The organism is Halobacillus trueperi (genome assembly GCF_003386945.1).
GTDB classification, from domain to species: domain Bacteria; phylum Bacillota; class Bacilli; order Bacillales; family Halobacillaceae; genus Halobacillus; species Halobacillus aidingensis.
Map to the genome: position 1 here is coordinate 165,246 of NZ_QUAE01000003.1, position 24,330 is coordinate 189,575.

Genomic DNA, 24,330 nt, shown 5'->3' on the forward strand with positions numbered 1-24,330 from the left:
CCGACTATCTATTACCCATTATATCGACAAGGCTCATGAAGATATAAATCATGCTTAAGATTCATTTCACCATGAATAATAAGTCCTGTTTGCCTTTTCCCGTTCCTCTTCTTTTCTTTTCTCCAATGACTCATTACGCTCTTGTACATCGAGACCCTTTTGAATCGAATCTTTACATAAATCGCATAAACGGTCTTCTCTGATGGACGCTCCACACTTCTCACATGCATAGCTCACATTCGGAAAGTGAGCAGGGTGAAGCCGCTTCTCTTTGACAAACTTACGGATCTGCCATTCAGAAACTCCTGTCCCTGCCTCAATTTCATCTACAGTCGCTGTCCGGTTTTGTTTTCTTCTTAAAAAGGCGTAGACGGTTTGAAAGTCTTTTTCTTCCTGCTTCCTACACTCTGGACAAACGGTACTTGATCCTTTCAAGAAAAGTCCATTACAACGTGAGCAATTTGCTAATTCCCCCATCTTCATCGTCCTCCATGTTCTCTATTTATCTATTATATCGGCACAGAAGAAGAGATTCAAAAGTCCTATAGCCCATTCAGCGAAAAATAGTAAAAGAAGAAATGGAAGGGCAACCTTGCTTTTTCAGCAACGAAGCCATATGGCGGACCGTTCTTCCTGTCGTGTAAATATCATCAACAATGACTACAGGGGCTGTAACTGGATGCAGAAGTCGGAATGGGTTCTCAGATTGCATGCGGTCTCTCCGTCCTCTTTTCGATTGTTTCTCACTATGCGACCGTTCAAATAAAGAGATGGGGTCTTCCTCCAACGCCTTGATAATAGCTTCTGATTGATTGAATCCACGCTCATATAGACGCTTGCTACTAAGAGGAACACTCAGAACCAGCTTCCCTTTAAGACCTGAAGCTAACCACACGTTTTGCAGGTGTTCCTTATAAGCATCCAACACCGCATAGTCTCCTCTATATTTCCAGCGTGCTACAAGATCCTTATTGAACTCATTGTATGGAAAAACAGCAACATTTCGTTCTAATAGGTCAGGGTTTGTTTTCTCCCATTTTTCACAGTCTAGACACACCCCCTCATGCCCTGGACGATGACACGCCGGGCAAAAAGGAGCTGTTATTTTACCCATTTGTTCCTCACACTCCTGACATATCTTCTTCTGAACAGGAGGCTTCCAAAACGTCCTCCACGTGACATCAGGAATGGTTTCAACATGGCAGACCAGACACCTCATAGCTTCCGTCCCAGTTTATTCATGTAACGGATCGACTCCACAGCATCCAGCATTTCATCCGTTTTCCCAATATGATAGAAGATGACCTCTCCCGTAGGATCGTCAGGACTTCTTCCCGCTCTTCCAGCAATCTGAACGAGTGCGGCTTCATCAAATACAACGTGTCCTGCGTCGATGACATAAACATCGACGGACGGAAACGTCACTCCTCGTTCCAAAATCGTCGTTGTGATGAGTACACGGTATTCTTTTTTTCTGAATGCCTGAATCTTCTCTGCACGTTCACTGTCTTCGGCATGCACGGATTGCACCTCATAGTTCCTCTCTTTTAAGTACTCAGCCGTTTGTTCAGCCATTTTTATCGAAGGAAGAAAAAGAAGCAGTTGCCTCGGGGTTTGTTGTTGATGGACGATTTGTTGAAAAACTTTTGATGGAAGCTCACCTTTTTGTAAATAACGATGAAGGGTAGGAGTAAGTTTGAGTTGAGGTACGGGAAGAGGATGGCCGTGGAAACGTTGAGGGATGAATACGACGGGAAGGTCTTTAGAACGGATCCTCCGCTTCTGCTTCTTTCTTGGCGTGGCTGTCAAATAGATAATAGAAGCTTGCGGTTTGGCCGCTCGTTCACTAGCATAGTGAAGTGATAAATCGTTATGAAAAGGGAAAGCATCCACTTCATCAATGATCATGACATCAAAAGCTTGCGCATAACGTAGGAGCTGGTGCGTTGTAGCTATAATAAACGGAGCATCACCAGTTTTATCTGGGCTATCGCCGTATAAAGCCTGAATGTTCACCTTTGGAAATGACGTTTGTAATCGAGGAAGCAACTCTCTCACAACATCCATTCTAGGCGTGGCCAAACAAATACGCTTCCCCTTTTCCAGTGCTTCCGTTAGGGCAGGAAAAAGAATTTCTGTCTTTCCAGCTCCACAAACCGCCCAAACTAGTTTTTCACCACTTCCCGTTTGGACTAGCGACACGAGTTCATCGGCAGCTTTTTGTTGATGTACTGTCAATTCCCCGTCCCATTGGCAGGGATGTTCATGAGCAGACCACTCAAAACCCGAACTTCCATAGTATAACGGTTCACATTCAATCACTCTGCCCATTTGAATGCAGGAGCGGCAATACAAACAGTCCTGACCACATGTCGCATGTGGCATTTTCGCGAAAAGATAGGATTTAGTGTTTCCGCAACGCCTGCAGCGGTGCCCCCAGGGATAGGATTCAATGCTTGTTACTTTTATCAAAATTGATTGTGCTAAAAGCTGATCTACTTTTTCATTTTCATAAGGGATTTCGTGACGCAGAAGGAGTTTTCCGGTAAGAGAAGAATAGCTGTGAGAGGGATTTTTATGAGGAATCCAGGAGAAGTCTTTTCGAAGGAATTTCTTGACCGTTTTGAACATTCAACCACCATCCTATAGAAAAGTAGAGCCTGTTTGAGTCTCACAAACAGGCTCCTTTTCATTAAGATTGACGGTACCAGCCGAGACCCATAGCCCCTTCACCAAGGTGGGTGCCGATGACGGGTCCGAAATAACTGAGGACCACCTCGACGTTCTCGTGTTTATCTTCTAATTCTTTTTTCAATTCTGCCGCTTCTTCTGGTCGGTTCGCATGAATGAGGCAGGCTTTGTATGTGCCGCCTTCTTCGACCTTCTCTTCAAAAAGAGAAACAATCTTCTTAATCGCTTTTTTCCGTGTACGGATTTTTTCAAAAGGTACGATTTTAGTATCCACAAAATGAAGGACAGGTTTCACCTGCAGGAGGCTTCCGACAAAGGCTTGAGCTCCATTCAAGCGGCCGCCTCTTTGAAGGTGGCTGAGGTCATCGACCATGAAGTAAGCACTCATCGATTTTTTCATCTCATTCAACCGACTGATGATTTGGTCAGGCGTCGCGCCATTATTTGCTAATTCGGCAGCTTCAAGTGCATAGAAGCCCTGCATATGGCAGCTGATTTCCGAATCAAACACATGGACATCGATCTCCTCAACCATTTCGCCTGCGGTAACCATCGCCTGATATGTACCACTGATGCCGCTGGATAAGTGAATAGAAACGACCGAATCATAGTCTTGAGAGAGCTCCTCGAGCTTCTGTGTCATGATGCCGATCGAAGGCTGAGAAGTTTTCGGAAGTTCTCCACCTTCTTTCACCATATCGTAAAAGTCATCTGCGTTAATATCTACTTCTTCCTGATAGGATTCATGACCAAAAATCACGTTCAACGGAACCATATGTATGTGGTTGGCTTTGCGTACATCTCTCGGAAGGTAAGCTGTGCTGTCTGTGATTACCGCTGTTTTCATCCGATCCAACTCCTTGTTTTCTTTATCGTTTTTCTATGAATATATGTAAAATAATTTCCGATATTCTCTCTATCTATTCTACATGAACCCCACCCACAATGCACCAACTAATACGAAAACAGTTGTCCGCATGTCTATATTTGGTGTACCAGGTCATCCAGAATCTGGATGACCTGGTACACCAAATAATTACAATTAAACTCCAAATCCACACACTAAAAAGGGCTGTTTTTTCAGGTATACATTTCTGCACCTTAAAAAACAGCCCTAACTTCAATTTATTTTATTTTAGATGACTTCAACCCAGCCGTTTTTGATTGCTGTGACTACAGCCTGGGTACGGTCGTTAACGTTCATTTTCTGTAGGATGTTACTAACGTGGTTTTTTACGGTCTTTTCACTGATATAGAGTGATTCCGCTACGCCACGGTTGCTGTTTCCGTCCGCCAACAGTTGCAGCACTTCGCATTCACGGCGTGTAAGCAGGTGCAATGGCTTTCGATATTCGATCGTACGATAAGCACTGCTACCTTTGCTATCCGCCAGACGACGATATTCAGCCACTAAGTTGTGTGTGACTTTCGGATGCAGGTAAGAACCACCAGCACCCACAACTTTAATCGCGTCAATCAAGGCATCAGAATCCATTTCTTTAAGAAGATACCCTTGTGCTCCTGTCTTCAGTGCGTGTGTCACATAATTCTCGTCATCGTGGATTGACAGAATGATCACTTTCATTTCTGGATAGCGTTTTGTAATTTCAGCTGTCGCTTCAACCCCGTTCATGCTCGGCATGTTGATATCCATGAGGACAACATCAGGCATGTGCTCTTCAATAAGATGAACCGCTGTATCCCCGTCATCACCTTCAGCTACAACTTCGAAGCTTGATTCAAAGTCTAAAATTCTTTTTACGCCTTCACGAAATAATTTATGATCATCAATTAGGACTATTCTGGTCGTCATGGTCATTTCCTCCTGTTTCTCATACATAGAATGGGTTTTTGTTCCCCTAACCTATTCTCTATCTCTCTATCTTTGTTTTTATCTATTTTTAGAAATGTGAATCTACCCTAATCCTATTCCCTATTATAAACGATTCACGTCCATTTACATAGTTTTTCGTTGTAATATCAATTTATTGGTAAATGAATCGTGACAATCGTCCCTTCTCCTACACTGGAGTCGATATTGAGTTCGCCTTCTAACATATCCACGCGCTCCCTCATTCCGACTAGACCGAAGGATTTTTCTTTTTTTTGAGTCGTGTCGAAGCCTTTGCCATCATCTTTGACGACGATTATGACTGCGTTCGACTTCAGCTCTACTTTCACTTTAATTTCCTTCGGCTCCGCATGTTTGACCGCATTTTGTACGGCTTCCTGTACCAGGCGGAAAAGAGCGACTTCATATTTTGTGTCTAACCGCCGCTCTTTTCCAAACGAAGCAAAAGAAATGTGAATGCTATTATTGTAATCTTCGATGGTCGCTAAGTACTTCTTCAGCGTAGGAATAAGTCCAAGATCGTCGAGAGCCATCGGACGCAGATCGTAAATGATTCTTCTGACTTCATATAATGCAGAACGAACAAGCGCTCTTACGCTTTTCACTTCCTGCATGGCCTCTTCCACACCTCGCTCACGGTAGGTGCGGTCAACGAGATCAGAACGCAGCATGACGTTTGCAAGCATCTGTGCAGGACCATCATGGATCTCCCTTGATAGCCGCCGCCGCTCTTCTTCTTGAGCTTCGATGATTTGTAAGCCGAACTCCTGCTTTTCTTTCGCATCTTCCAAAGCATCGCTGACATGTTTGAAATCCTCTGTAAGGTAGTTCAATACGATAGAAATCTTACCGCCAAGCGCTTCTGCACGCCCGATGGTTTCTTCTAAATTCCGTAGTCGTCTTTCCAAGTCATCTCTTCGCTCACGCAGCTGTTTTTCCTTTTCACGCTTCATGGATAACTCCATCTGAAGTCCATGCGTTTGTTCATACACTTTACGAATTTCTTCTTCTGAATACGTCTGGAACTGTTTGCTGACTTCTGATAAGCGCACCCTTGAAAACCGGACTTTCTGTTCAAGCTTGTCCCCTTCATCAATAAGGGAGATGACCTGCTTTTTAGTGTCAGCTAGTTCACTGTTCAACTTTTCAAACTCATTGCGGGATTCTTCACCAATCTGAAAAATTTCATCCTTACTATTGGTGACCGTATCGACCATTTCATCGATGATATGATCAAGGGCGATATCCCCAGTTTTTTGTACACTCATCATAAGTCCCTCCATCAATATTCACATACTCATTCGTAAGTCCCATGTCCATTTATGGGGGTGTTTTTCAGTAAAAATGTAAAATAATGAACAACAATCCAACCGTTTGCCGATTGTTTTACCCATCGATATAATAAAACCTTAGGAGGTTTTAAAGACCATGTTAGAAAGCTATTATACCGTAAAACCAGAGGGATCAGAAGAAGTGACGATCCAGAAGTCCCGCTTCATCGGCTATGTCAAACGCTGTGAAACCGAAGAGGAAGCCCAGGACTTTATTGCACAAATCAAAAAGAAGCACCATGATGCTACACACAACTGCTCCGCCTACATGATTGGGGAGAATGACCTTATACAAAAAGCGAATGATGATGGAGAACCGAGCGGCACAGCTGGGGTGCCGATGCTTGAAGTTTTAAAAAAGAGAGGCCTTAAGGACACGGCTGTCGTAGTCACCCGTTACTTTGGCGGGATCAAGCTGGGTGCGGGCGGACTGATTCGTGCCTATGGATCAACGACATCAGCAGCTATTGATACAACGGGTGTTGTGAAGCGCCAATTAATGCAGGAGATGAAAGTGAAGATTGAGTACCACCTGCTCGGCAAAGTTGAAAACGCCGTAAGGAATTCAACCTACACATTGGAGACGATTAATTACTTGGAGAATGTGGAATTAATAGTATATGTAGAAAGCGGCCTTGAAGAAGACTTCGAACATTGGATGACTGACTTGACTAGTGGTCAAGCCACGATTGAAAGAGGAGACGCTTCCTACGTGGAATTTGATGTCACACCTGAGTAAAGGAGCTCACATCAACATGAAACACAGCAAGCTTGCCATTTTCATGTGGTCCGTGGCTTTCATCGTGTTAATCGGCGTTGGCGCTGCCACCGGCTATGCCGTCTACCTTACCGATCAGGTGAAAGAAACAGCTACAGAATCCCACCAGGAACTCGACAGAGGGGACAAATCAGAAAAGCGGGTGGAGGTTGTAAACCCAGCCAAAGATCACACATCTGTTCTTTTTGTAGGAATTGATGACAGTGAAGCAAGGTCTGAAGATACGTCCCGTTCGGATGCCCTCGTTCTAGCGACTTTCAATGATGATGATAAATCCATCAAAATGCTTAACATCCCCCGGGATTCTTTGACGTACATCCCGGAAGTAGGATATGAAGACAAAATTGCTCATGCACACGCTTTTGGAGGAATTGATGCCACGGTTCAAACAGTGGAGCGTATGCTTGACGTGCCTGTCGATTATTATGTCCGTATGAACTTCCAATCTTTTGTAGAAATTGTTGACTCTATTGGCGGCATCACCTATGATGTTCCCTTTGCGATTACGGAGCAAAACAGTTCTGACCTTGCAGGGGCCATTGAACTCGAAGAAGGACAACAAACGTTGAACGGAGAAGAGGCACTGGCTTTAGCGAGAACTCGTAAATACGATAGCGACTTGGCGCGCGGAGAGAGACAGATGGAAATCATTCAACAAATCTTCCGTGAAACAGCTTCAACCCGTGGCTTAAATCATTTCGATGACATATTGGCCTCCGTCAGTGAAAACATGAGTACAAATTTAACTTTTGAAGAAATCATCACCTTTAAAGATTACTTCCTCCAAGAAGAAGGCTTCACTTTCGAAAAAATGCAGCTTGATGGAGAAGGTGGCTTTACAGACAAAGGTTGGTATTATCAATTAGCAAAAGAAGATATTGAAACCACCAGTGAAGAATTAAAAGATCACCTTGGATTACGAAATCCGCTTGCATCAGAAGATCCATCCTCAACCAACAGCGAACCGGACGATGTTGAAGAATCAATGTAAAGTAAAAAACGGCCTCCTAAAAGGAAGCCGTTTTTCTTATTTTATTTTTCTTTTGGACCCTTGATCATATTCAAGATCGGTTTATAGTCTTTGCCAATTAAACCTGTCATTTCTACAATCATCTCGATCATCAACACCAACATGGCAAGAACAATGACCGCGCCATACATCGTGGCTTGCGAGAAAATGACGGCTGCCAGGCTGAACAAGGCACTAACGGCATAAATCATCAGGACAGACTCCGGATGGCTGTAACCTAAATTCAATAAGCAGTGATGCAAGTGTGATTTATCAGGGGCAGACAACGGTTTCCTGTGAATGACTCTTCTCACAATTGCAAACAAGGTATCAGAAATAGGTACACCTAAGATAATGACCGGGATGATGAAGGAAAACAATGTGACGTTTTTAAAGCCCAGAAGTGCGAGCACACTAATCATGAACCCTAAGAATAACGCGCCTGTATCACCCATAAAAATCTTCGCCGGGTAAAAATTATAAACAAGGAACCCAACTGTACTTCCAAGCATCATTAAACCAGCAAAGACGACAAATACATTCCCCATGGTAATGGCCATACCAGAAATCGTCAGCAAAGCAATAGCTGACACTCCTGCAGCTAACCCATCAAGGCCATCAATTAAATTAATGGCATTCGTGATCCCAACAATCCACAAAATCGTAATAGGAATGCTCAAATACCCAAATTCGATTTGGCCGCCAAAAGGCAGGTTGATGAAATCAATTTGAACGCCACCCAAAACAACAACCAAGGTAGCCAATAATTGTCCGCCCAGTTTTACTTTGGCAGATAACTCTTTAAGGTCATCAAGAACACCAGTAATAATAATGATCGTTGCTCCTATTAATACCGGCCATGTATAATCGCTCTCTGGAAAGAAAAATAAAATTCCTAAAGCAAAGCTCAGATAGATCGCCAAGCCACCTAAGCGTGGCATCACATTTTTATGAACTTTACGGTGATTCGGTTGATCGGTGGCACCAATTTTCACTGCTATTTTCTTGACCAGGGGTGTGATTAAAATCGAAGCGATCAAGCAAAATAGCAAGGCCTTGTACTCCATAAAGATCCTCCTCAGGTTTATTATGTCCTCTCCCAGAGGTCATAAGCTGATATATAATTTCCATATTTGTCTGTATAGTTACATCGGTTTTGTTACATATTAACCGTGAAAAATTATATCACAAGAAACCGGTTTTGATTGTAACGATTTAATTACTTTTCTTTAGCCAAACCCCCGCTTTTTGAAACATTTCTATGTAAAAAAAAACGCTAAATTCCTCCAAAATCCAACCCCTATAAGGCCGAAGAATTGACAATAGACCTTAAAAACATGCAAAATTCATCAAGTGTTTTCAGCTTTTCTCATCATAACAGATTGGATTGGAATATTTTACACATATATGAAAATTTACAATCTTTTTTCAAAAGGGAGGTCATGGATATGAGAGAAAGACGAAAATTAGAGCGGTCATTGAAGCCCCATTGGGTGTGGGCCATCGCATTTGGGTCAGCGATTGGCTGGGGGGCTTTTGTACTGCCGACAGACTGGATCAGTCAGGCAGGCCCATTGGGTGTTGTGATCGGACTTCTACTTGGGGCCGTCCTCATGATGGTTATTGGAGTCAGCTACGGTTTTCTCATTGAAAAATTCCCGGTCACCGGCGGGGAATTCGCTTATGCTTATATTGGATTTGGAAGACAATTCGCCTTTGTGGCTGGATGGTTTTTGACACTTGGCTACATCTGCATTGTCGCTCTAAACGCATCGGCATTGGCATTACTTACGAAATTTTTATTCCCTGACTTGGTTCGCACCGGAAACTTATATACAGTGGCTGGTTATGAAGTGTCCATCATTCAAATAGGAATCGCAAGCCTTGCTCTGATTGCTTTCGCCATTTTGAATATTCACGGAGCCAGTTTTTCAGGACAGACTCAATTTATCTTTAGTTTAATTTTAATCGCTGGCATTGTGCTATTAGCGATCGGAGCCATCATCACAGAGGGGCCGCAAATAGCAAACATCACACCTGCATTCCATCCGGATCAATCTACGCTCGCTTCTATTCTAACGATTTTAGCGATTGCACCTTTTGCTTATGTCGGTTTCGATAACATTCCACAAGCCGCTGAGGAGTTTAAATTCGAGGCGAAAAAAGCATTTGGACTAATCATATGGTCTCTCCTAGCTGCAGGGGTCGCCTATAGTGCGATGATTCTTATTACAGCAAGCACGATGCCGTGGCAGGAGCTGCTATTAAACATATCGGAGAACCAGTCGGTGTGGGGCACAGGAGACGCCATTGAAAGTTACCTTGGAAGAGCAGGCGTGTGGATTATTGCTGTAGCCGTTTGTATGGGAATTTTTACAGGGCTTAATGGATTTTACATATCCGCAAGCCGACTGACGTTTGCGATGGGAAGAGCAAGAATTTTACCAGACGTGTTCAGAAGATTGCACCCGAAATACAACACCCCCTACGTTGGAATCCTTTTCACAATGTTGATTTGCCTGATTGCTCCGTGGTTCGGAAGAGAAGCATTGTTATGGGTGGTAGACATGTCTTCCACAGGTGTAGCCATCGCCTATTTCTTTTGTACGGCTACTGCCTACAAGTTTTTCTCTTGGAAAGAAACAGGACCAGATTCGTCACGTACAGCTGCTCCTTGGAAGAAATTGTTCTCTCTGATCGGGATGATTAGTGCTTTAGGTTTCTTAGCTTTACTTTTGCTTCCATTCTCCCCGGCTTCTCTCGGAAAAGAGTCTTATATCGCTCTATTGATCTGGGTCGCATTGGGAATTGCTTTCTATGCATTCAACGCCAAACGTTATAACAGTATTGAACGAAAAGAAATGAACTATCTGATATTAGAAAAAGAAGAGATATAAAAATCCCCCGCTATTTCTATAGCGGGGGATTTGCTTTACTGGTCTTTATTTTTCAAATGTTCATTCACCCATGCAGGAGGCCCCTGCTTAGATTTCTTCGAATGCTCTTTGACCCACGCAGGTGGACCTTGCTTCGACTTTTTCAAATGAATCTGTGCAAGGACCGGATCATGGTCACTAGCACGACCATCCGCTTCAGAAAAGTCGGCATTGATATTTACGGTTTCCACTTTTGTGCGCTTGGCCAGATGATTACTGACAAGGATATGATCCAGCACTTGAGAATTCCCTTGATAGATGTACGTGTATCGTTCTTCGTCAGGAAGCTCCTCCATCATATTTGTGAGATCGTCCCCTTTGAGGGCCTCAACAGGTGCGGAAAATTCAAAGTCGTTCAAGTCACCTAAAACCACAACGTTTGCATCATCCATACGTTCTTCTACTTTTTCAACAAAGCCATTGATTACCTCTGCTTGTTTCAACCGCTGTACTTCACTTCCAAGCACGACCGGTTGGTTGGCACCAAACAATCCATCATCGCCGCCTTTTGAATTGAAGTGGTTCGCAACGACGACAACTTTTTCACCATTGAACTCAAATTCAGCAGCCAACGATTTTCTGGAATCGTCAAAGGCTTCGTTGGTAGGGTCAATGCGCCCAGGGTTCAACGTCAATCCGTCTTCATTAACATCTACAGCCGTTGTAGCATCTCCACTCGGCTTGTCTGTCAACGTGACACGATCAGGATTATAAATAAAACCGACGCGGATGTTCCCTCCTGGTTGACCACCATCTGTCTTATCAAGTGGTGCAATGTCTGTGAATTCATATTCCGGACCACCAGCTTCTACAATCGCATCAATCAATGTTTGGTAACTTTCGTTCGCTTCCACCGTTCCATCATCTGTTGGACCCGTATTATCTTGAACCTCTACAAGCCCGACTACGTCTGGAGTGTTCAAGTTTTCAACCATTGATTCGGCAATACGTTGGACCTTTTCAGGGTCTGTGCCCGCATGGAAGTTTTCCATGTTATAAGTAGCCACAGTCATTTTAGGCTTCAAGCCTTTAAGCTCTGCGGACTGCCTGTCTGTTCCGCCATCTTGAAGTTCAGGAAGCTCACCAACAACACGGATTTTGTAATTGCTGTAGTCGTAACTGACCACACCCGTAATCGACTGTTCGAAGTAATCTCCTGTTTTTGCCTGGACATCGAATCCATCTACGTCAATAAGCATTCTTTCAGGGTTGTAGTCTTCCAGAGAAATCAACAACCCTCCAGCTCTTGTGAAATCCTGATCTTCATTCGTTTCTACATAAACCGGTAGCTCATCATATTTAACAGGACCAGTGACCTTTGGTTCTGGAAGCTCAATAAGCATCCCTTCAAGACTTTCATAAAAATCAAGACCATCCTCTGCAGGATCGAAGGATTCCAGTCCATCATCTTCAATCACTTTTGTCGGTTGTTCCCGGTCAACACCGATGACAATAGGATCAGGTAAAGACTGCCCAGTGGAGGTAGCCGTAACCTCATTAGCGGTAATTTGTGTCGTTAATAGATCTGCTGCATCAGAGTAACCATCTTCACGCCATTCGGTTACTTTTCCGTTCACAGATACGACATCACCGGTCTCTACTCCAGAGGAACGTTTATACACATAAATCCCTTCTGATGTGGCAATATCTTCATCAGGATTCAAAGACTGCATATAGAACCCGTTGTTTCCATCGAGCTTCGTTACCACACCTTCAACACCTTCAACTGATTGCCCTTCATATGGAGATGTGTGAGCGGCTCCCTGAAGATCATGGATCTCAACATCGTCCAATGCTTTTAATGCTTCGTATTCAAAAACGGCCACTTCACTCGTTTCACCGTTGGCACGTACAACAACTGCTTGAACGACCGTATCTTCCGTAATCACAATCGGAGATTCATATGGCGTACTTTCTGCCGTCGGCTCTGAACCATCTAACGTATAATGAATAGAGGCGTCTGGCTCTGCCGTATTCAATGTAACTTCTGTTCCCTGCACGACTGATCCACCAGCAGGGCTTGCGGTGACAGCGAATACTTTTTCAATCAAATCAGATGGTGAACGAGGAACCAGTTTATATTCCCCGTAGTTGTAATCGACCACGCCTTTTACTTGTTCAAATGTATCCCCTACGCTTAATAAGTCTTCGTTTTGAGGTTGAACCACAAAAGTTCCTTGTTCATCTTGAACAGTAAAATCACCATATTGATTTTTATCGATGACTTCTACATTGTTCACTTGCACAAATTCACCTTCGATGGCTTCTCCATTGGAAGCGGAGAGGGCAGAGGCACCGACCTCTTGAGCATCCGGCACACCTACAGAACTCTCTACAACTTCTACATTCACGGAAGAAGCCAAGAGTTGAGCCATTCCAAAATATTCGCTATTTTCTCCTTGAGCTTCTACACGGTCACCCACCTGGACGTTCAGACCAGGGGCACGGACGATGATGCCTGCGGTTTCATCTTGTATGTATAGGTTCGTCTGTCCGCCTGCTTCAAATGCTGCTGTAGCGATTCCTTCCACGCGTACAGTTGCCCCACTCTCCATAGCACGAGCTTCTGCAATCGTTTGTAATTCGACTTCCTCTTCCTCAGGTACTTCGTAGCTTCCAAGATAATCGAATGTGTCTTTTGCGTACGTATCCCATTCTTCACTAACCTGAAACTCATTGGTAGGGTCCTGGTCGCCATTCAAAACTTCTGGCTGCCTTACGAGTGTGACATCTTTACCAAATTCATCATTGCTGCCAACCTGCCCAATGCTGTCAATGACTCCATTCTCATTTTTTAATACTAAGACATCATCCCCATTAAAACCTGTTACTCCACTAGTCAGATCCGTGACAGACTGAATTTCTTCACCAGCCTGACTATCAGACACAACATAAACTTCTCCTGAAGCCAGTGTTCCAGTTAGAGATTCCGATCGAGATGGTTCCACACTACCATTGGAATATAGCTCCAATGTGTACGCGGATAGGTCAACATCTTCACCGGTACCATTGTAAATCTCCAATGCTTTATTAAAACTCGATCCTTCCACATATTCAGAAATAATCAGATCGTCCAAACCTTCAGCTTTAGCTGAAGAAGTAGGTATAACAGCATAGCTGAAAACTAATGATACGATTAACAACAGATGAAAGATTTTTTTCACAATGCATCCCCTTTGCCTAAAATATAAGTTAGGTCTAGTATATAAAATTCAGAATAGATTTTATATTTATTTTCCGTAAAAAAATGTAAATGTTCCCAATGACACGTGAAAAAACGACTATTTATAACAGCACTTTTACAAATTATCCGACAAAAGATCCGTATCTATCGGATGTTTCCAACTGTGGTAAAATAGATAAGCGAGAGGTTAGAAATTGAGGTGTTCTATTTTGACAAAAAGAATCATACGGGTACGCAGACGTAAAAAGAAGAAAAAGATACGTCTGATTGCGGCTCTATTGTTTTTAATAACCTTAATGGCTGGCGGAGGCTTTTACTATGTGACCCAAGTGTACACAGCTGCCTTTGAAGGTCTGGATCGAGGAGATAAATCAGATCTGCGAGAAGAAGCGGTCGATGCCCAGGAAGATCCAATTTCCATCCTTCTGATGGGAGTAGAGGATTATTCCACAGACGGACAAGCCGGACGCGCAGATACCCAAATTGTATTAACACTTGATCCCGACACAAATAAAATGACGATGACGAGTATTCCTAGAGATACACTCGTTGATATACCAGCTTCAAAAGTACGGCAGAAATATGCAGGTTCTCACAAAATCAATGCGGCTTACACGTTAGGTGAAGTGACAGGATACGGAGCAGAAAAATTGACCGTAGAAACCGTAGAAGATTTGTTAGAGATTCCTATTGATAAATATGCGACCGTCAACTTTGATGGTTTTATTGAAATCGTTGACCTTCTCGGTGGAGTGACGGTTGATGTAAAAGAAAGTTTCTGGGAACGAAGCAGCATAGATTACTATAAAAAGATTGAATTTGAAAAAGGTCCAATGAAAATGGATGGAGAAGAAGCCCTCGCTTTTGTAAGGATGAGAAAGCGTGATGTAGCGGTATCTTATCCGAGAGATGAAAGACAGAGACAGTTTATCAAGGCCGGTATTGATGAAGCTTTGTCTCCAGGGACGCTATTTAAAATAGGCGAAATGAAGGATGTCATAGGGAAGAACGTAAGCACAAACCTTACCCCTGGTGAGATGCTCAGTTTAAGAAAAGCCTTTTCTTCAGACCGTACTTCTGTGGATACATTGGAAATAGACGGTGAAAATAAACGTCTCAATGACGGATTATACTATTTTGTCCCCGACGAAGAGAGTCTTGAAGAAACGAAACGCAATTTAAAGAAATCATTAGATTTACCCGTCCCCGAAGACAAAACCTATGAAGACCCCATCAATTGAGTCAAAATAAAGGACTTCCATAAAAGGAAGTCCTTTTTTTCATGCCATTGGTTTAAAAATGAGAATGCCATTCGTTCTGCAGAATCGAAATGGCCCTTCATACTTTTCTATAGATGCACTATCTGCGTTCATAATGGCAATGTTATGTACCCGTTCCTTCTGGTTCAGTACATTTTTAAACGTATCTTCTGTCAACCGTCTCAAAGGTTCAATCACAATCGTTCGATCAATTCTTACACTGTAACGGGCACTTAATGTCAATTCCTTATGCTCTAATAACAGTTTGGTTAATTGCGGCAAAAGACTACACCCTCTCATCAATCATACGCAATTTCTCTACCCTCTACTAATATATCTATCATTCCGTTTGTCCGAAACAGCACATGGGACTAGTAATTATTGATTATTAAGGAATATTTAACCAGAAAAATCACCCAAAATAATACCCTTCCCATTTATAGGAAAGGGTATTTGTGCTATTCTTCTATAATACGATAATTGGTATGAGCTACAACCGTTCTGTCGTATTCGAAATCGATTTCATCTAAGTTGTCCATAATCGTCAAATCTACGATCACGGATTGTTGACATTGACTCGGAATGACTTTGCCTTTGAAAATGATGTCATTTCTCTCAAAAGTTACGATTTGCCCTGGAGTGGCAATGCGATCATCAGGTTGTACCATATCTCTCTACCCTTTCTCTTCCTCGTATTTTGAATAAACTTTACAATAAATTAACAAACAATTCAAACAAAACTTTTACAATATATGTTACTAAATTCGACAAGATTATACAAGTAAAATGTTAAGAGGTTTAATAATTTTCTCTGGAGATATATACAAGATTATAAAGCTATCCAAAATTTGGGGGTTTTTATGGCATCTCATATAAAGAAAACAAAAAAGATCATTCTTTTGTCCTTCTTACTATTCATTCTATTCTTATCAGCAGCGGTGATGACACCTCTTCTTCTAGGTCCAGAGTTTTTGATAGCTGAAGATTCCTTGGAATCCTCCAAAGAATATGATGCAATCATCGTTTTGAGCGGAAATGAGGAACGTCTCGAACATGCGACTGAGCTCTTCAACGAAGGATGGGCGAGTCATATAATTTTAACGAATTCGACGGAAAATGGAACAACACCTGAGGAAGCCATGAGTATGGGAGTGCCTCAAGATGCGATTTTTGAAGAACCTTCTGCTACCAGTACATACGAAAATGCCACTCTATCTAAAAATATTATAGAAGAAGAAGGTTTTAGTTCTGCCCTCGTTGTCACAAGCGATTACCATTCCCGGCGTACAAAGATGACGTTTGATGACATATACGATAACGAAATAGAGTTGGACTACTCCTTTGCCTCTTCTTTCTTTGATCCTTCTGATGGAATGACCGAACATGAAAAAAGAATGACATTCGGCGAATATGTGAAAATAGGTGTCTATTGGTTCCGTTTACTCTTGGAGTGAACGGAATTTTTTCTTCTTTTCTGACATTTAATCATATAGCCCTATGGACATTCTTTGTTGACTCCTTTATTATGAAAGCGATTTCACCTATAATTTTGAAAGGATGGGATTCGTTTGATTCAAAAACGTTGGATTTGGCTGATCGGTATCGCGCTATTATTTTTGTCATTTGCGCAACCGGTTGCATCTACATATGCAGATGCTAAAACATACGATGAAGTTGTATTGCGCGGGAACGCTGAAACCTTAGATTGGAGTTCAAATAACAACCCTCTTACTTACAATGCTGAAGAAGGAGTATGGCTCAGTGGTCCAATTCCATTGGAAGGTGGAAAAGTCACAGAGTTCAAATTTGTTTATGATACAAATTGGATGCCTGGAGCAAATTTGACATTCACAGCTCCTCAAGATGCCGAGTACATTTTCGCTTTTCACCCTGAAAACGAACGCAAAGTCGACATCCGCCTCGCTGATACTTACGAAGCAAGTGTGGAGCTTGAGCTCACCGTCCCTGAGGGAACGCCGGAATGGGTGACACCTACGGTCGCTTCAAGCAAAAATAACTTCCATTACACAGCCGCACCTATGACGAAAACCTCTGAACATACGTACACAACTAAAATTGTAGGACAAGCGGGCGAAGAAGTTTCTTATTTTTATAGTCTTGCCGGGGAATCTTATAAGGAAGAACGCTCCGAACCTCGTACAGTGACTTTATCCACATCTGGCGAGAACAAAGAAGATACGGTCACCGAGTGGAAGAAAGTTCCTGTCGCCCAATCGGTGACTCACGATTATAACCATTCCCCTTACGTTCCGGACCACCGTGATGATGTAACGGTTAAAGTAGAAGTGCAGCACTTTGGACCAATCGACAAAGGAGCCATCTATTATACGACGGACGGCACCACTCCAGATGGAAAACGAGGAGAAGCTGCCAATGGACAAACCGCTCCTTTAAAAGTGACGGATACATCTGAAAATGCCGATGGATTGAAAACATCGATCATGGAAGGTGTTATCCCCTCTCAGAAAAAAGAAACACGCGTAAAATATAAACTCGATGTTTGGAACTCAAACAGTGACGGCTCTCAATTTGCCGATAACAATGTGTTGAGTTCTGAGGATGCCACCGAGTTCGCTTATTATGTAGACACATATGAGTCTCCGAAATGGGCAAAAGAAGCGGTTATTTACCAAGTGTTCGTTGATCGTTTCCGTGATGGAAGTACGAAGAACAATACGTCTGTAAACCCTGAACAGCCATACGACGAGCAGTTAAAAGGCTGGATGGGTGGAGACCTTCAAGGTGTCCTTGAGAAAATTGATTATATCGAGAATCTTGGTGTGAATACACTTTGGATTTCACCAATTTACGAGGGCCCGTATTCCCACGGATATCATCCAACAGACTTCATGAACATCGACCCTCGTTTTGGCAGCAATCAACTCATGAAAGAACTTGTGGATGAAGCACACAAACGCGATATGAAAGTCGTTTATGATCTTGTCCCGAACCACACATCCGATCAACACGACTTTTTCCAGGATGCCTTAGAAAAAGGACCAGACAGTCCTTACTATGATTGGTAAACATTTACGAATTATCCGAATGAATATGATACGTTTTATGGCATTCAAGAACTTCCTGAGTTGAACAACAACAACCCAGAAACGCGTGAGTACATGCTGGATGAAGTCGTCCCGTTCTGGATGAATGAAATCGGTGTCGACGGCTTCCGCCTGGATTATGCCAAAGGCCCAAGCCAAAGCTTCTGGGTTGACTTCCGTCATAAAGTGAAGTCACTCGATGAAGATGCCTTCATCTTCGGAGAAGTTTGGGACAATCTTGATACCATTTCTTCTTACAAAGGAAAATTAGATGGGGCGATCGATTTCGAGACGCATTCAGCGATTACGAATGCATTCATTCAGGATGGTTCAGTAAACGCACTAGCGTCATCTCTCGAGGAGACCTTCGGAACTTATGGGGATGAATTCGTTGCAGCAACCTTTTTAGATAGTCACGACATGCCGCGCTTTTTGTTCGAAGCTGATGGAAACGAAGAAACATTGAAAAATGCAGCAGCGCTACAGTTTACGTTACCTGGCGCACCAATCATCTATTATGGAGATGAGGTCGGCTTGTCTCAAAGCGGTGACCATAACCTTGTGGACGAGTGGAAAGACCGTTACTACCGCGAAATGATGATTTGGGAGGAAGAAAAACAGAACCAGGATATTCTTTCCCATTACAAAACGTTGATTGATGCAAGAAATGACCAGCCAGCCTTAACGCAAGGCGATTTTAACGTCATCTACTCTGATGATGACGTCCTCGTCTTTGAACGTTCCGTGCCACAGGACAAAGTGCTTGTCGTCATGAACCTGGGCGAAGAGGACCGGAAGCTCGATATCATCGACCTTTACAACCAGCAGACCCCGAACAAAGTACAGCTCACTTCGCTTCTTGAAAAGGAAAAGCTGAAGAGTCATAAAGGCACCCTAGAAATGACAAGCGAAGCAGTGTCTGTTGCGATTTATGATGTCAAAGGGAAGCTGCGCTATGAGGCTCCAACGGAAGAAAAGAAATACAACAAAGTCGTATTACGTGGATCTGCACCGTTCGACTGGTCCAGTGATGCCAACATGCTGACCTTCGATGAAAAGGAAGCCCGTTGGAAAAGTGAGCCGATGGAATTGACCGCAGGAGAAACAGTGGAATATAAATTTGTCCGTGACGGTGAATGGCTCGAAGGCGATAACCTCCGCTTCACACCCGAAGCAGATGGGGAATATATCTTTATTTTTGACCCTCAAAACGAATACCAAGTGACGGTGGAACAGGTTCAAGTCAAGAATGAAGCCGCCTGACAGAAGAGCTTCCTACTTTTTAAGTAGGAAGCTCTTTGTTATTTATGATAATCCCATAGGATCTTCCACTCCCCTTTTTCCTCTGCCACATAAACATCTTGATGCAGGCGGAAAAGTCCGTATTTTCCTTTATATGTTTGAATAACAGTCGCTTGATACACAGGACTTAAAGGTTTCGAGCCTTTTTCCATGGTCCATTGATCCAGTTTCTTCAGATCTCCGAGGACAAACTCAAAACTCTCCACACCGAAATGGTTCATGAACACGTGCGCACGGTCTTGTATGTAATGTCCTTTTGTGAATTTCTCCTTCATTTGAGAGTGAAAAAGCTCCCACGAATCCGAAAACTTCCCTTGTTGTTCATGCAAATAAAATTGCTCGATGGTACTTTCTGCACGCTGGCCAGGTCGAGTCATGAAGAAAATGGTGAGGACAATGGCAAGGATAACAATCAAGCCTAAAACAAAGATGAAAATCATGGGTGAACGGCTCCGCTTCATGTGATCCCCTCCCCTACTTACCTTATGCACGAGAGTAGAAAAAAAGAAAAGCCTGACTCTGATTTGAGTCAGGCTTACACGATCAATAAGGGTCCGCTTCGTGTCCTTTTTCCTGAGCTTTTTCAACGGCATCCGCAGCTCCTGCACTTCCAATCGGAGAGCCTCCCTGTTTCGGCAGCTTTCCTTTGGTCGGAGTGATTTCACTCGCCATTTCTTCATTCATGTTTCCTGCGTTCATGCCGAGCCCTTCCGCTACCTGTTTTCCATAATCCTCATCACATTGGGAGAAAAGAGAAATCATTTTCTTCTGGATGTGAGGCTGGCATGGCTTCAGGGAAGTCACGAGGTTCATAATTAGATCATCTCGCTCCCAGTCTTTTAAAAGTCGGTAGCGCTCGCCGGCTTGCTTGAAGTTATTTTCCCGATCAATGGGCTCTTTCTTCAACTTGCCTTCCGCATAAGGCTGATGAGGTTTTGTTTTCGGTTTTGCTTCTTCCAAGCCGTTTAAGGTGGAAGGTTCATAATTCACATGTGGATTCGCATCTTTTGGACGATCCGTGAAATAAGACATGTTGCCACCTTCGTAGTTTGTCGCCACATGTTTTTTTGGAGCATTCACCGGCAGCTGCTGGTAGTTCGCACCAACGCGATAGCGCTGTGTATCGGAATAAGAGAACGTACGCCCCTGAAGCATCTTATCATCCGAAAAGTCGAGTCCGTCCACAAGTACACCTGTACCGAAGGCCGCCTGCTCGATTTCATTGAAGTGGTTGTCCGGATTTTTATTGAGCACCATTTTTCCTACCTTCAGAAATGGAAACTGATCTTCCGGCCAAATTTTTGTATCGTCGAGTGGATCAAAATCAAGTTCTGGATGTTCATGATCATCCATGATTTGAACACAAAGTTCCCACTCCGGATAGTCGCCACTTTCAATCGCTTCATACAAATCTTGAGTGGCATGATTAAAGTTTTCGCCCTGGATTTCATTCGCCTCTTCCTGCGTCAAATTCTTAATTCCCTGCTTTAAAGGCTCCCAGTGGTATTTGACGAGGACAGCTTTTCCTTCCTCGTTCACCCAGCGATACGTGTTTACACCTGATCCTTGCATCTGCCGGTAGTTCGCCGGAATTCCCCATGGGGAGAAAAGGAACGTAATCATATGCATCGCCTCAGGCGTTTGACTGATGAAGTCGAAAATCCGCTCACTGTCCTGAATATTCGTGACAGGGTCCGGCTTGAAAGCGTGGATCAAGTCAGGAAACTTCATCGCATCACGAATGAAGAAAACCTTCAAGTTGTTTCCAACCAAGTCCCAGTTTCCGTCTTCCGTATAAAACTTCACCGCAAACCCGCGCGGATCACGCAAGGTTTCCGGAGAACCAGCCGAGTGCGTCACCGTAGAAAAACGGACAAGCACAGGCGTTTGTTTTCCTGCACCAGAAAACACCTTTGCCCGTGTATATTTCTCCACAGGTTCATCCCCTGCTTTTCCGTATGTCTCAAAGTATCCATGCGCTCCGGTACCACGTGCGTGCACCACACGTTCAGGTACACGCTCACGGTCGAAGTGGGAAATCTTTTCTATAAAATCATAGTTCTCAAGCGTCGCCGGGCCGCGATTCCCGACCGTACGCAGATTTTGATTGGTACGGACAGGATGCCCCTGTCTTGTCGTTAATGTCTTTTCGTTTTCCTCTTCAGAAAAGCGCTGATCCTCCGCTCCTCCTGGACCTTGTTCATGTTTATCCATATTCTTACCACCTCCGTTGTATAGGAAGAGTTTTTGCTGAGGTCAGGTTTTTTATTCCATAAGAGGAAATAAGATTATGTTAGCGAGTTTAGGGATTTTATTAGCAGCTTTGGGGGTTTTATTAGCGACTTCCGGAGTTTTATTGGCGACTTTAAGGATTTATCGGTGACTTCTGGACTTTTATCAGTGGGTTTCACTATTTTATCAGTAGCTTTCAAGAATTTATCGGTGGCTTTTAGACTTTTATCAATATCATCATGAAAAAGGCTTAGAGCACCGAGCTCTAAGCCTTTAAAAGGTCAACCTTCCATATAATCCTTCAGCTGAGTGATTCGCTTACTCATGCTGCTCGGACTAACATCATATTTCGTCGCTACTGCTTTTTTCGTCACCTTCTCAGGTTCAGTGCGAAACTCTTCAGATGTACGATAAATGTGTTCAAGCGCAGCAGAAACCACTTCCGGTTTACGCAACGTCGGATCTTCTGCCTGTTTATAAGAGAGCCAAGCTTCACGCAACCTCTCAAAGGTTGGTTCTGTTTTCAGCTCATCATCGACAAGATCGAGTACATCATCTTCCTCGGTTCCTTGCGTATCTTGTTCTTGTAATTCTTGTTTTTCTGAGGATTCTTCAGAAACGTTCATATACATCCAGTTTCTCAACTGTTCAATAAGTGTTGACTGCATGTAGGCATGAATCGATTCATATCCAGCCTGCTGGCATTTTTCCTCTATCGTCTGTTTGAAAGTTTGGTAGGATTCCTCATAGTTTGGAATCGCAAGCGGTACGAAGTTGAAGATCGGTCCCCATTTCAGAGAGACTCCAATCACATACGGCATGTGCAGGTAATTTTCTTCCTTCAATGGAATGCCGTCACGCTTCACTTCATAGGTTAGGCCACTCCACACATCTTTAACTGTTACCGTTTGCTCGGACTGAATCTCCTGGATATGGAAAACACTAGCGAGTGGCGATTTCCACGCTTCCATCGACGCTAGAGTCGCTGGACGGACGATTTTGTCCTGCTTCTTTTCAAAGAATTCCTCATAGAGCGTTGTTCCATCTTCTTGCTGTTCCATGAATACACCTCGTACCATACGGAAAGCCGCTTCTACTTCTTCCTCCTGCGTTTCACGCTCGTCGTTAGGCGTAATATTCGGATAGTTACGGTTCACATAGGCCATAAAGTGACTGTAGTGACCTTTCAACTCCTCATGAAGGCTTGTGGATCCCACGCCTTCGTCTGTCTTATTCATGCAACATTTCTTATATTTCTTCCCACTTCCACATGGACATGGGTCATTTCTTTTTACCTTACTCATTAATATCCCTCTCTTAACTCATAAACGTTCAACTCTACTAGAGTACCGAAGATTGAGCCAACATGCAAAAAATCAAGGAAAAAAGAAGGAGGAAATAATATACAGACCAGGTCATCCAAATATTGGATGACCTGGTCTGTCATTAATTGGATGAAACATGTGACTCTCAGTCACATGTTAAATATTGTAAGACCTGGTCGCCCAGTTTCTGGATGACCAGGTCTTACATATTCTTACATTGCACCCACAGAAAAAAACCACAGCTGGAAGGTTAGCTTTCCAGCTGTGGTTTGATTTCTTTTGTGGAAGCGCGATATTTGATATCGAAGGGGACGATAATCCTTTTCGCTGGTTCCTCTTTGTTTTTCACTTTTTCAATCAGACATTTGGCCGCCTGACTGCCGAGTCCATGAATATGGATATCGACGGTCGTCAATGGAGGACGGGTAATTTCTGATAAGTACACATTGTTGAAACTGACAATCGAGATATCGTCAGGCACGCGCTTCCCGAATTCTTCAAGCATGTTCACAACACCGATACTCATCAGATCATCGGCAATTACAATGCCTGTCGGTGGTTTAGGAAGGGCAAACAACTCATGAACCGCCTGACGACCTCCGGACTTCAAGAACTCTGTATGAATCCGGTACTCATCCAAGTACGGCAATCCGGCTTCTTCGAGAGCCAGCTCATATCCGCGCATACGATCAATGGTTACAATGCGGTCTTCGGAACCACCGATGAATGCAATACATTCGTGTCCAATATCAATCAGGTGATTGGTAATTTCTTTGCCGGCCCGGATATTATCGTTATCCACATGCGTGATTTCATCGACACGTGTCGCCGGTTTACCGACGATGACAAAAGGAAAATTCTGTTCCAGCAAAAATTCCATAATCGGATCATCCACCTGTGAATAAAGAAGGATGATGCCATCTGTTCGATTACTGAACACCATGCGCTTGACGGCCTCAAGCATTTCTTCATCTGTCTCTCCTGTACATAAGAGCATCGAGTAATCAAGCTCATGAGCGACCGCACTAATTCCACGCAAAACCTCTGGAAAGAACGGGTTTTGGAGCGCTTTGTCTGCACTGGAGGGCATAACGACACCGAGCGACTGCGTGGAACGGTTGGCCAGGTTCCTTGCATTGGCATTCGGATGATACCCCATCTCTTTCATGGCTTTTTTTACTCGCTTTTTCGTGGCTGGGCTGATTCTAGGATGGTCTGCAATGACACGGGACACGGTTGAAGGAGCTACCCCTGCCGCTTTGGCCACTTCTTTAATGGTTACCGCCATAACTTTCACCTTCTATTTGCATACTATGTTCATTTTATCATGAGGACGCTTTCATCTGTCTTTTATTAAAAAAGGAGA

At 43.4% G+C, this 24,330-nt stretch carries 20 protein-coding genes and 1 pseudogene; 7 read left to right on the top strand and 14 right to left on the bottom strand.

All coding sequences use genetic code 11. From position 1 onward, the window contains the following. Positions 1 to 66 precede the first annotated feature (66 nt). The 6 genes from DYE48_RS05700 to DYE48_RS05725 all read right to left on the bottom strand — a co-directional run bounded on the left by DYE48_RS05700 (position 67) and on the right by DYE48_RS05725 (position 5,811). On the bottom strand, positions 67 to 477 hold the full coding sequence (locus tag DYE48_RS05700; RefSeq protein WP_115822783.1) for a TIGR03826 family flagellar region protein: 411 nt from the start codon (positions 475 to 477) through the stop codon (positions 67 to 69). Positions 478 to 553: 76 nt separating this feature from the next. Beyond that, positions 554 to 1,114, bottom strand: coding sequence for a ComF family protein (locus DYE48_RS05705; protein WP_244199373.1), 561 nt, complete (start codon positions 1,112 to 1,114; stop codon positions 554 to 556). 101 nt (positions 1,115 to 1,215) lie between these two features. After that, entirely contained in the window at positions 1,216 to 2,631 is a 1,416-nt protein-coding gene (locus tag DYE48_RS05710; RefSeq protein ID WP_115822785.1) for an ATP-dependent helicase ComFA, read from the bottom strand. Between the two features lie 61 nt (positions 2,632 to 2,692). Beyond that, on the bottom strand, positions 2,693 to 3,538 hold the full coding sequence (locus tag DYE48_RS05715; RefSeq protein ID WP_115822786.1) for a DegV family protein: 846 nt from the start codon (positions 3,536 to 3,538) through the stop codon (positions 2,693 to 2,695). A gap of 288 nt (positions 3,539 to 3,826) precedes the next feature. Continuing rightward, entirely contained in the window at positions 3,827 to 4,504 is a 678-nt protein-coding gene (locus DYE48_RS05720; protein WP_115822787.1) for a response regulator, read from the bottom strand. Positions 4,505 to 4,671: 167 nt separating this feature from the next. Beyond that, positions 4,672 to 5,811, bottom strand: coding sequence for a sensor histidine kinase (locus DYE48_RS05725; RefSeq protein ID WP_115822788.1), 1,140 nt, complete (start codon positions 5,809 to 5,811; stop codon positions 4,672 to 4,674). Positions 5,812 to 5,971: 160 nt separating this feature from the next. Here DYE48_RS05725 and DYE48_RS05730 point away from each other — a divergent pair, with 160 nt between their 5' ends. Beyond that, on the top strand, positions 5,972 to 6,613 hold the full coding sequence (locus tag DYE48_RS05730; RefSeq protein ID WP_115822789.1) for a YigZ family protein: 642 nt from the start codon (positions 5,972 to 5,974) through the stop codon (positions 6,611 to 6,613). A gap of 16 nt (positions 6,614 to 6,629) precedes the next feature. Beyond that, positions 6,630 to 7,643 (top strand): LCP family protein, encoded by a 1,014-nt coding sequence (locus DYE48_RS05735; RefSeq protein ID WP_115822939.1) that lies wholly within the window; start codon positions 6,630 to 6,632, stop codon positions 7,641 to 7,643. Positions 7,644 to 7,684: 41 nt separating this feature from the next. Here the strand turns inward: DYE48_RS05735 and DYE48_RS05740 are convergent, their stop codons facing one another. Continuing rightward, positions 7,685 to 8,728 (bottom strand): glycosyltransferase family 4 protein, encoded by a 1,044-nt coding sequence (locus DYE48_RS05740; RefSeq protein WP_115822790.1) that lies wholly within the window; start codon positions 8,726 to 8,728, stop codon positions 7,685 to 7,687. A gap of 381 nt (positions 8,729 to 9,109) precedes the next feature. Between DYE48_RS05740 and DYE48_RS05745 the strand changes: the two genes are divergently transcribed. Continuing rightward, positions 9,110 to 10,558, top strand: coding sequence for an APC family permease (locus DYE48_RS05745; protein ID WP_115822791.1), 1,449 nt, complete (start codon positions 9,110 to 9,112; stop codon positions 10,556 to 10,558). Between the two features lie 35 nt (positions 10,559 to 10,593). Here the strand turns inward: DYE48_RS05745 and DYE48_RS05750 are convergent, their stop codons facing one another. Next, a complete protein-coding gene (locus DYE48_RS05750) occupies positions 10,594 to 13,761 on the bottom strand; it encodes a chitobiase/beta-hexosaminidase C-terminal domain-containing protein (RefSeq protein WP_244199374.1) in 3,168 nt (1,055 codons plus the stop codon). A gap of 229 nt (positions 13,762 to 13,990) precedes the next feature. On the opposite strand from DYE48_RS05750, the gene DYE48_RS05755 reads away from it, so the two are divergent. Next, positions 13,991 to 15,022, top strand: a complete 1,032-nt coding sequence (locus tag DYE48_RS05755) for an LCP family protein (RefSeq protein WP_244199375.1) — start codon at positions 13,991 to 13,993, stop codon at positions 15,020 to 15,022. Positions 15,023 to 15,061: 39 nt separating this feature from the next. Here DYE48_RS05755 and DYE48_RS05760 read toward each other — a convergent pair whose 3' ends face one another. Together DYE48_RS05760 and DYE48_RS05765 are read right to left on the bottom strand one after the other, a co-directional pair. After that, complete coding sequence (locus tag DYE48_RS05760) at positions 15,062 to 15,322, bottom strand: hypothetical protein (RefSeq protein ID WP_115822793.1); 261 nt, start codon at positions 15,320 to 15,322, stop codon at positions 15,062 to 15,064. A gap of 176 nt (positions 15,323 to 15,498) precedes the next feature. Continuing rightward, complete coding sequence (locus DYE48_RS05765) at positions 15,499 to 15,708, bottom strand: YkvS family protein (protein WP_115822794.1); 210 nt, start codon at positions 15,706 to 15,708, stop codon at positions 15,499 to 15,501. A 192-nt stretch (positions 15,709 to 15,900) separates the two neighbouring features. Between DYE48_RS05765 and DYE48_RS05770 the strand changes: the two genes are divergently transcribed. From DYE48_RS05770 to DYE48_RS21370, 3 genes and pseudogenes are all read left to right on the top strand, one after another. Next, positions 15,901 to 16,494 carry a YdcF family protein gene (locus DYE48_RS05770; protein ID WP_115822795.1) on the top strand — a complete coding sequence of 198 codons (594 nt, stop codon included), beginning with the start codon at positions 15,901 to 15,903 and terminating at the stop codon, positions 16,492 to 16,494. 585 nt (positions 16,495 to 17,079) lie between these two features. After that, positions 17,080 to 18,636: pseudogene (locus tag DYE48_RS21545) on the top strand (alpha-amylase family glycosyl hydrolase); the annotation flags it as partial. A 66-nt stretch (positions 18,637 to 18,702) separates the two neighbouring features. Next, entirely contained in the window at positions 18,703 to 19,368 is a 666-nt protein-coding gene (locus DYE48_RS21370) for a DUF3459 domain-containing protein (RefSeq protein WP_244199387.1), read from the top strand. A gap of 38 nt (positions 19,369 to 19,406) precedes the next feature. On the opposite strand, the gene DYE48_RS05780 is transcribed toward DYE48_RS21370, so the two are convergent. From DYE48_RS05780 to DYE48_RS05795, 4 genes are all read right to left on the bottom strand, one after another. Then, positions 19,407 to 19,868, bottom strand: coding sequence for a hypothetical protein (locus DYE48_RS05780; protein ID WP_115822796.1), 462 nt, complete (start codon positions 19,866 to 19,868; stop codon positions 19,407 to 19,409). Between the two features lie 82 nt (positions 19,869 to 19,950). Continuing rightward, positions 19,951 to 21,621 (bottom strand): catalase, encoded by a 1,671-nt coding sequence (locus tag DYE48_RS05785; RefSeq protein ID WP_115822797.1) that lies wholly within the window; start codon positions 21,619 to 21,621, stop codon positions 19,951 to 19,953. Between the two features lie 299 nt (positions 21,622 to 21,920). Further along, positions 21,921 to 22,943, bottom strand: a complete 1,023-nt coding sequence (locus DYE48_RS05790) for a YecA family protein (RefSeq protein ID WP_115822798.1) — start codon at positions 22,941 to 22,943, stop codon at positions 21,921 to 21,923. A 271-nt stretch (positions 22,944 to 23,214) separates the two neighbouring features. Then, positions 23,215 to 24,252: a LacI family DNA-binding transcriptional regulator gene (locus DYE48_RS05795; protein ID WP_115822799.1), complete on the bottom strand. Its 1,038-nt coding sequence runs from the start codon at positions 24,250 to 24,252 to the stop codon at positions 23,215 to 23,217. Positions 24,253 to 24,330 lie beyond the last annotated feature (78 nt).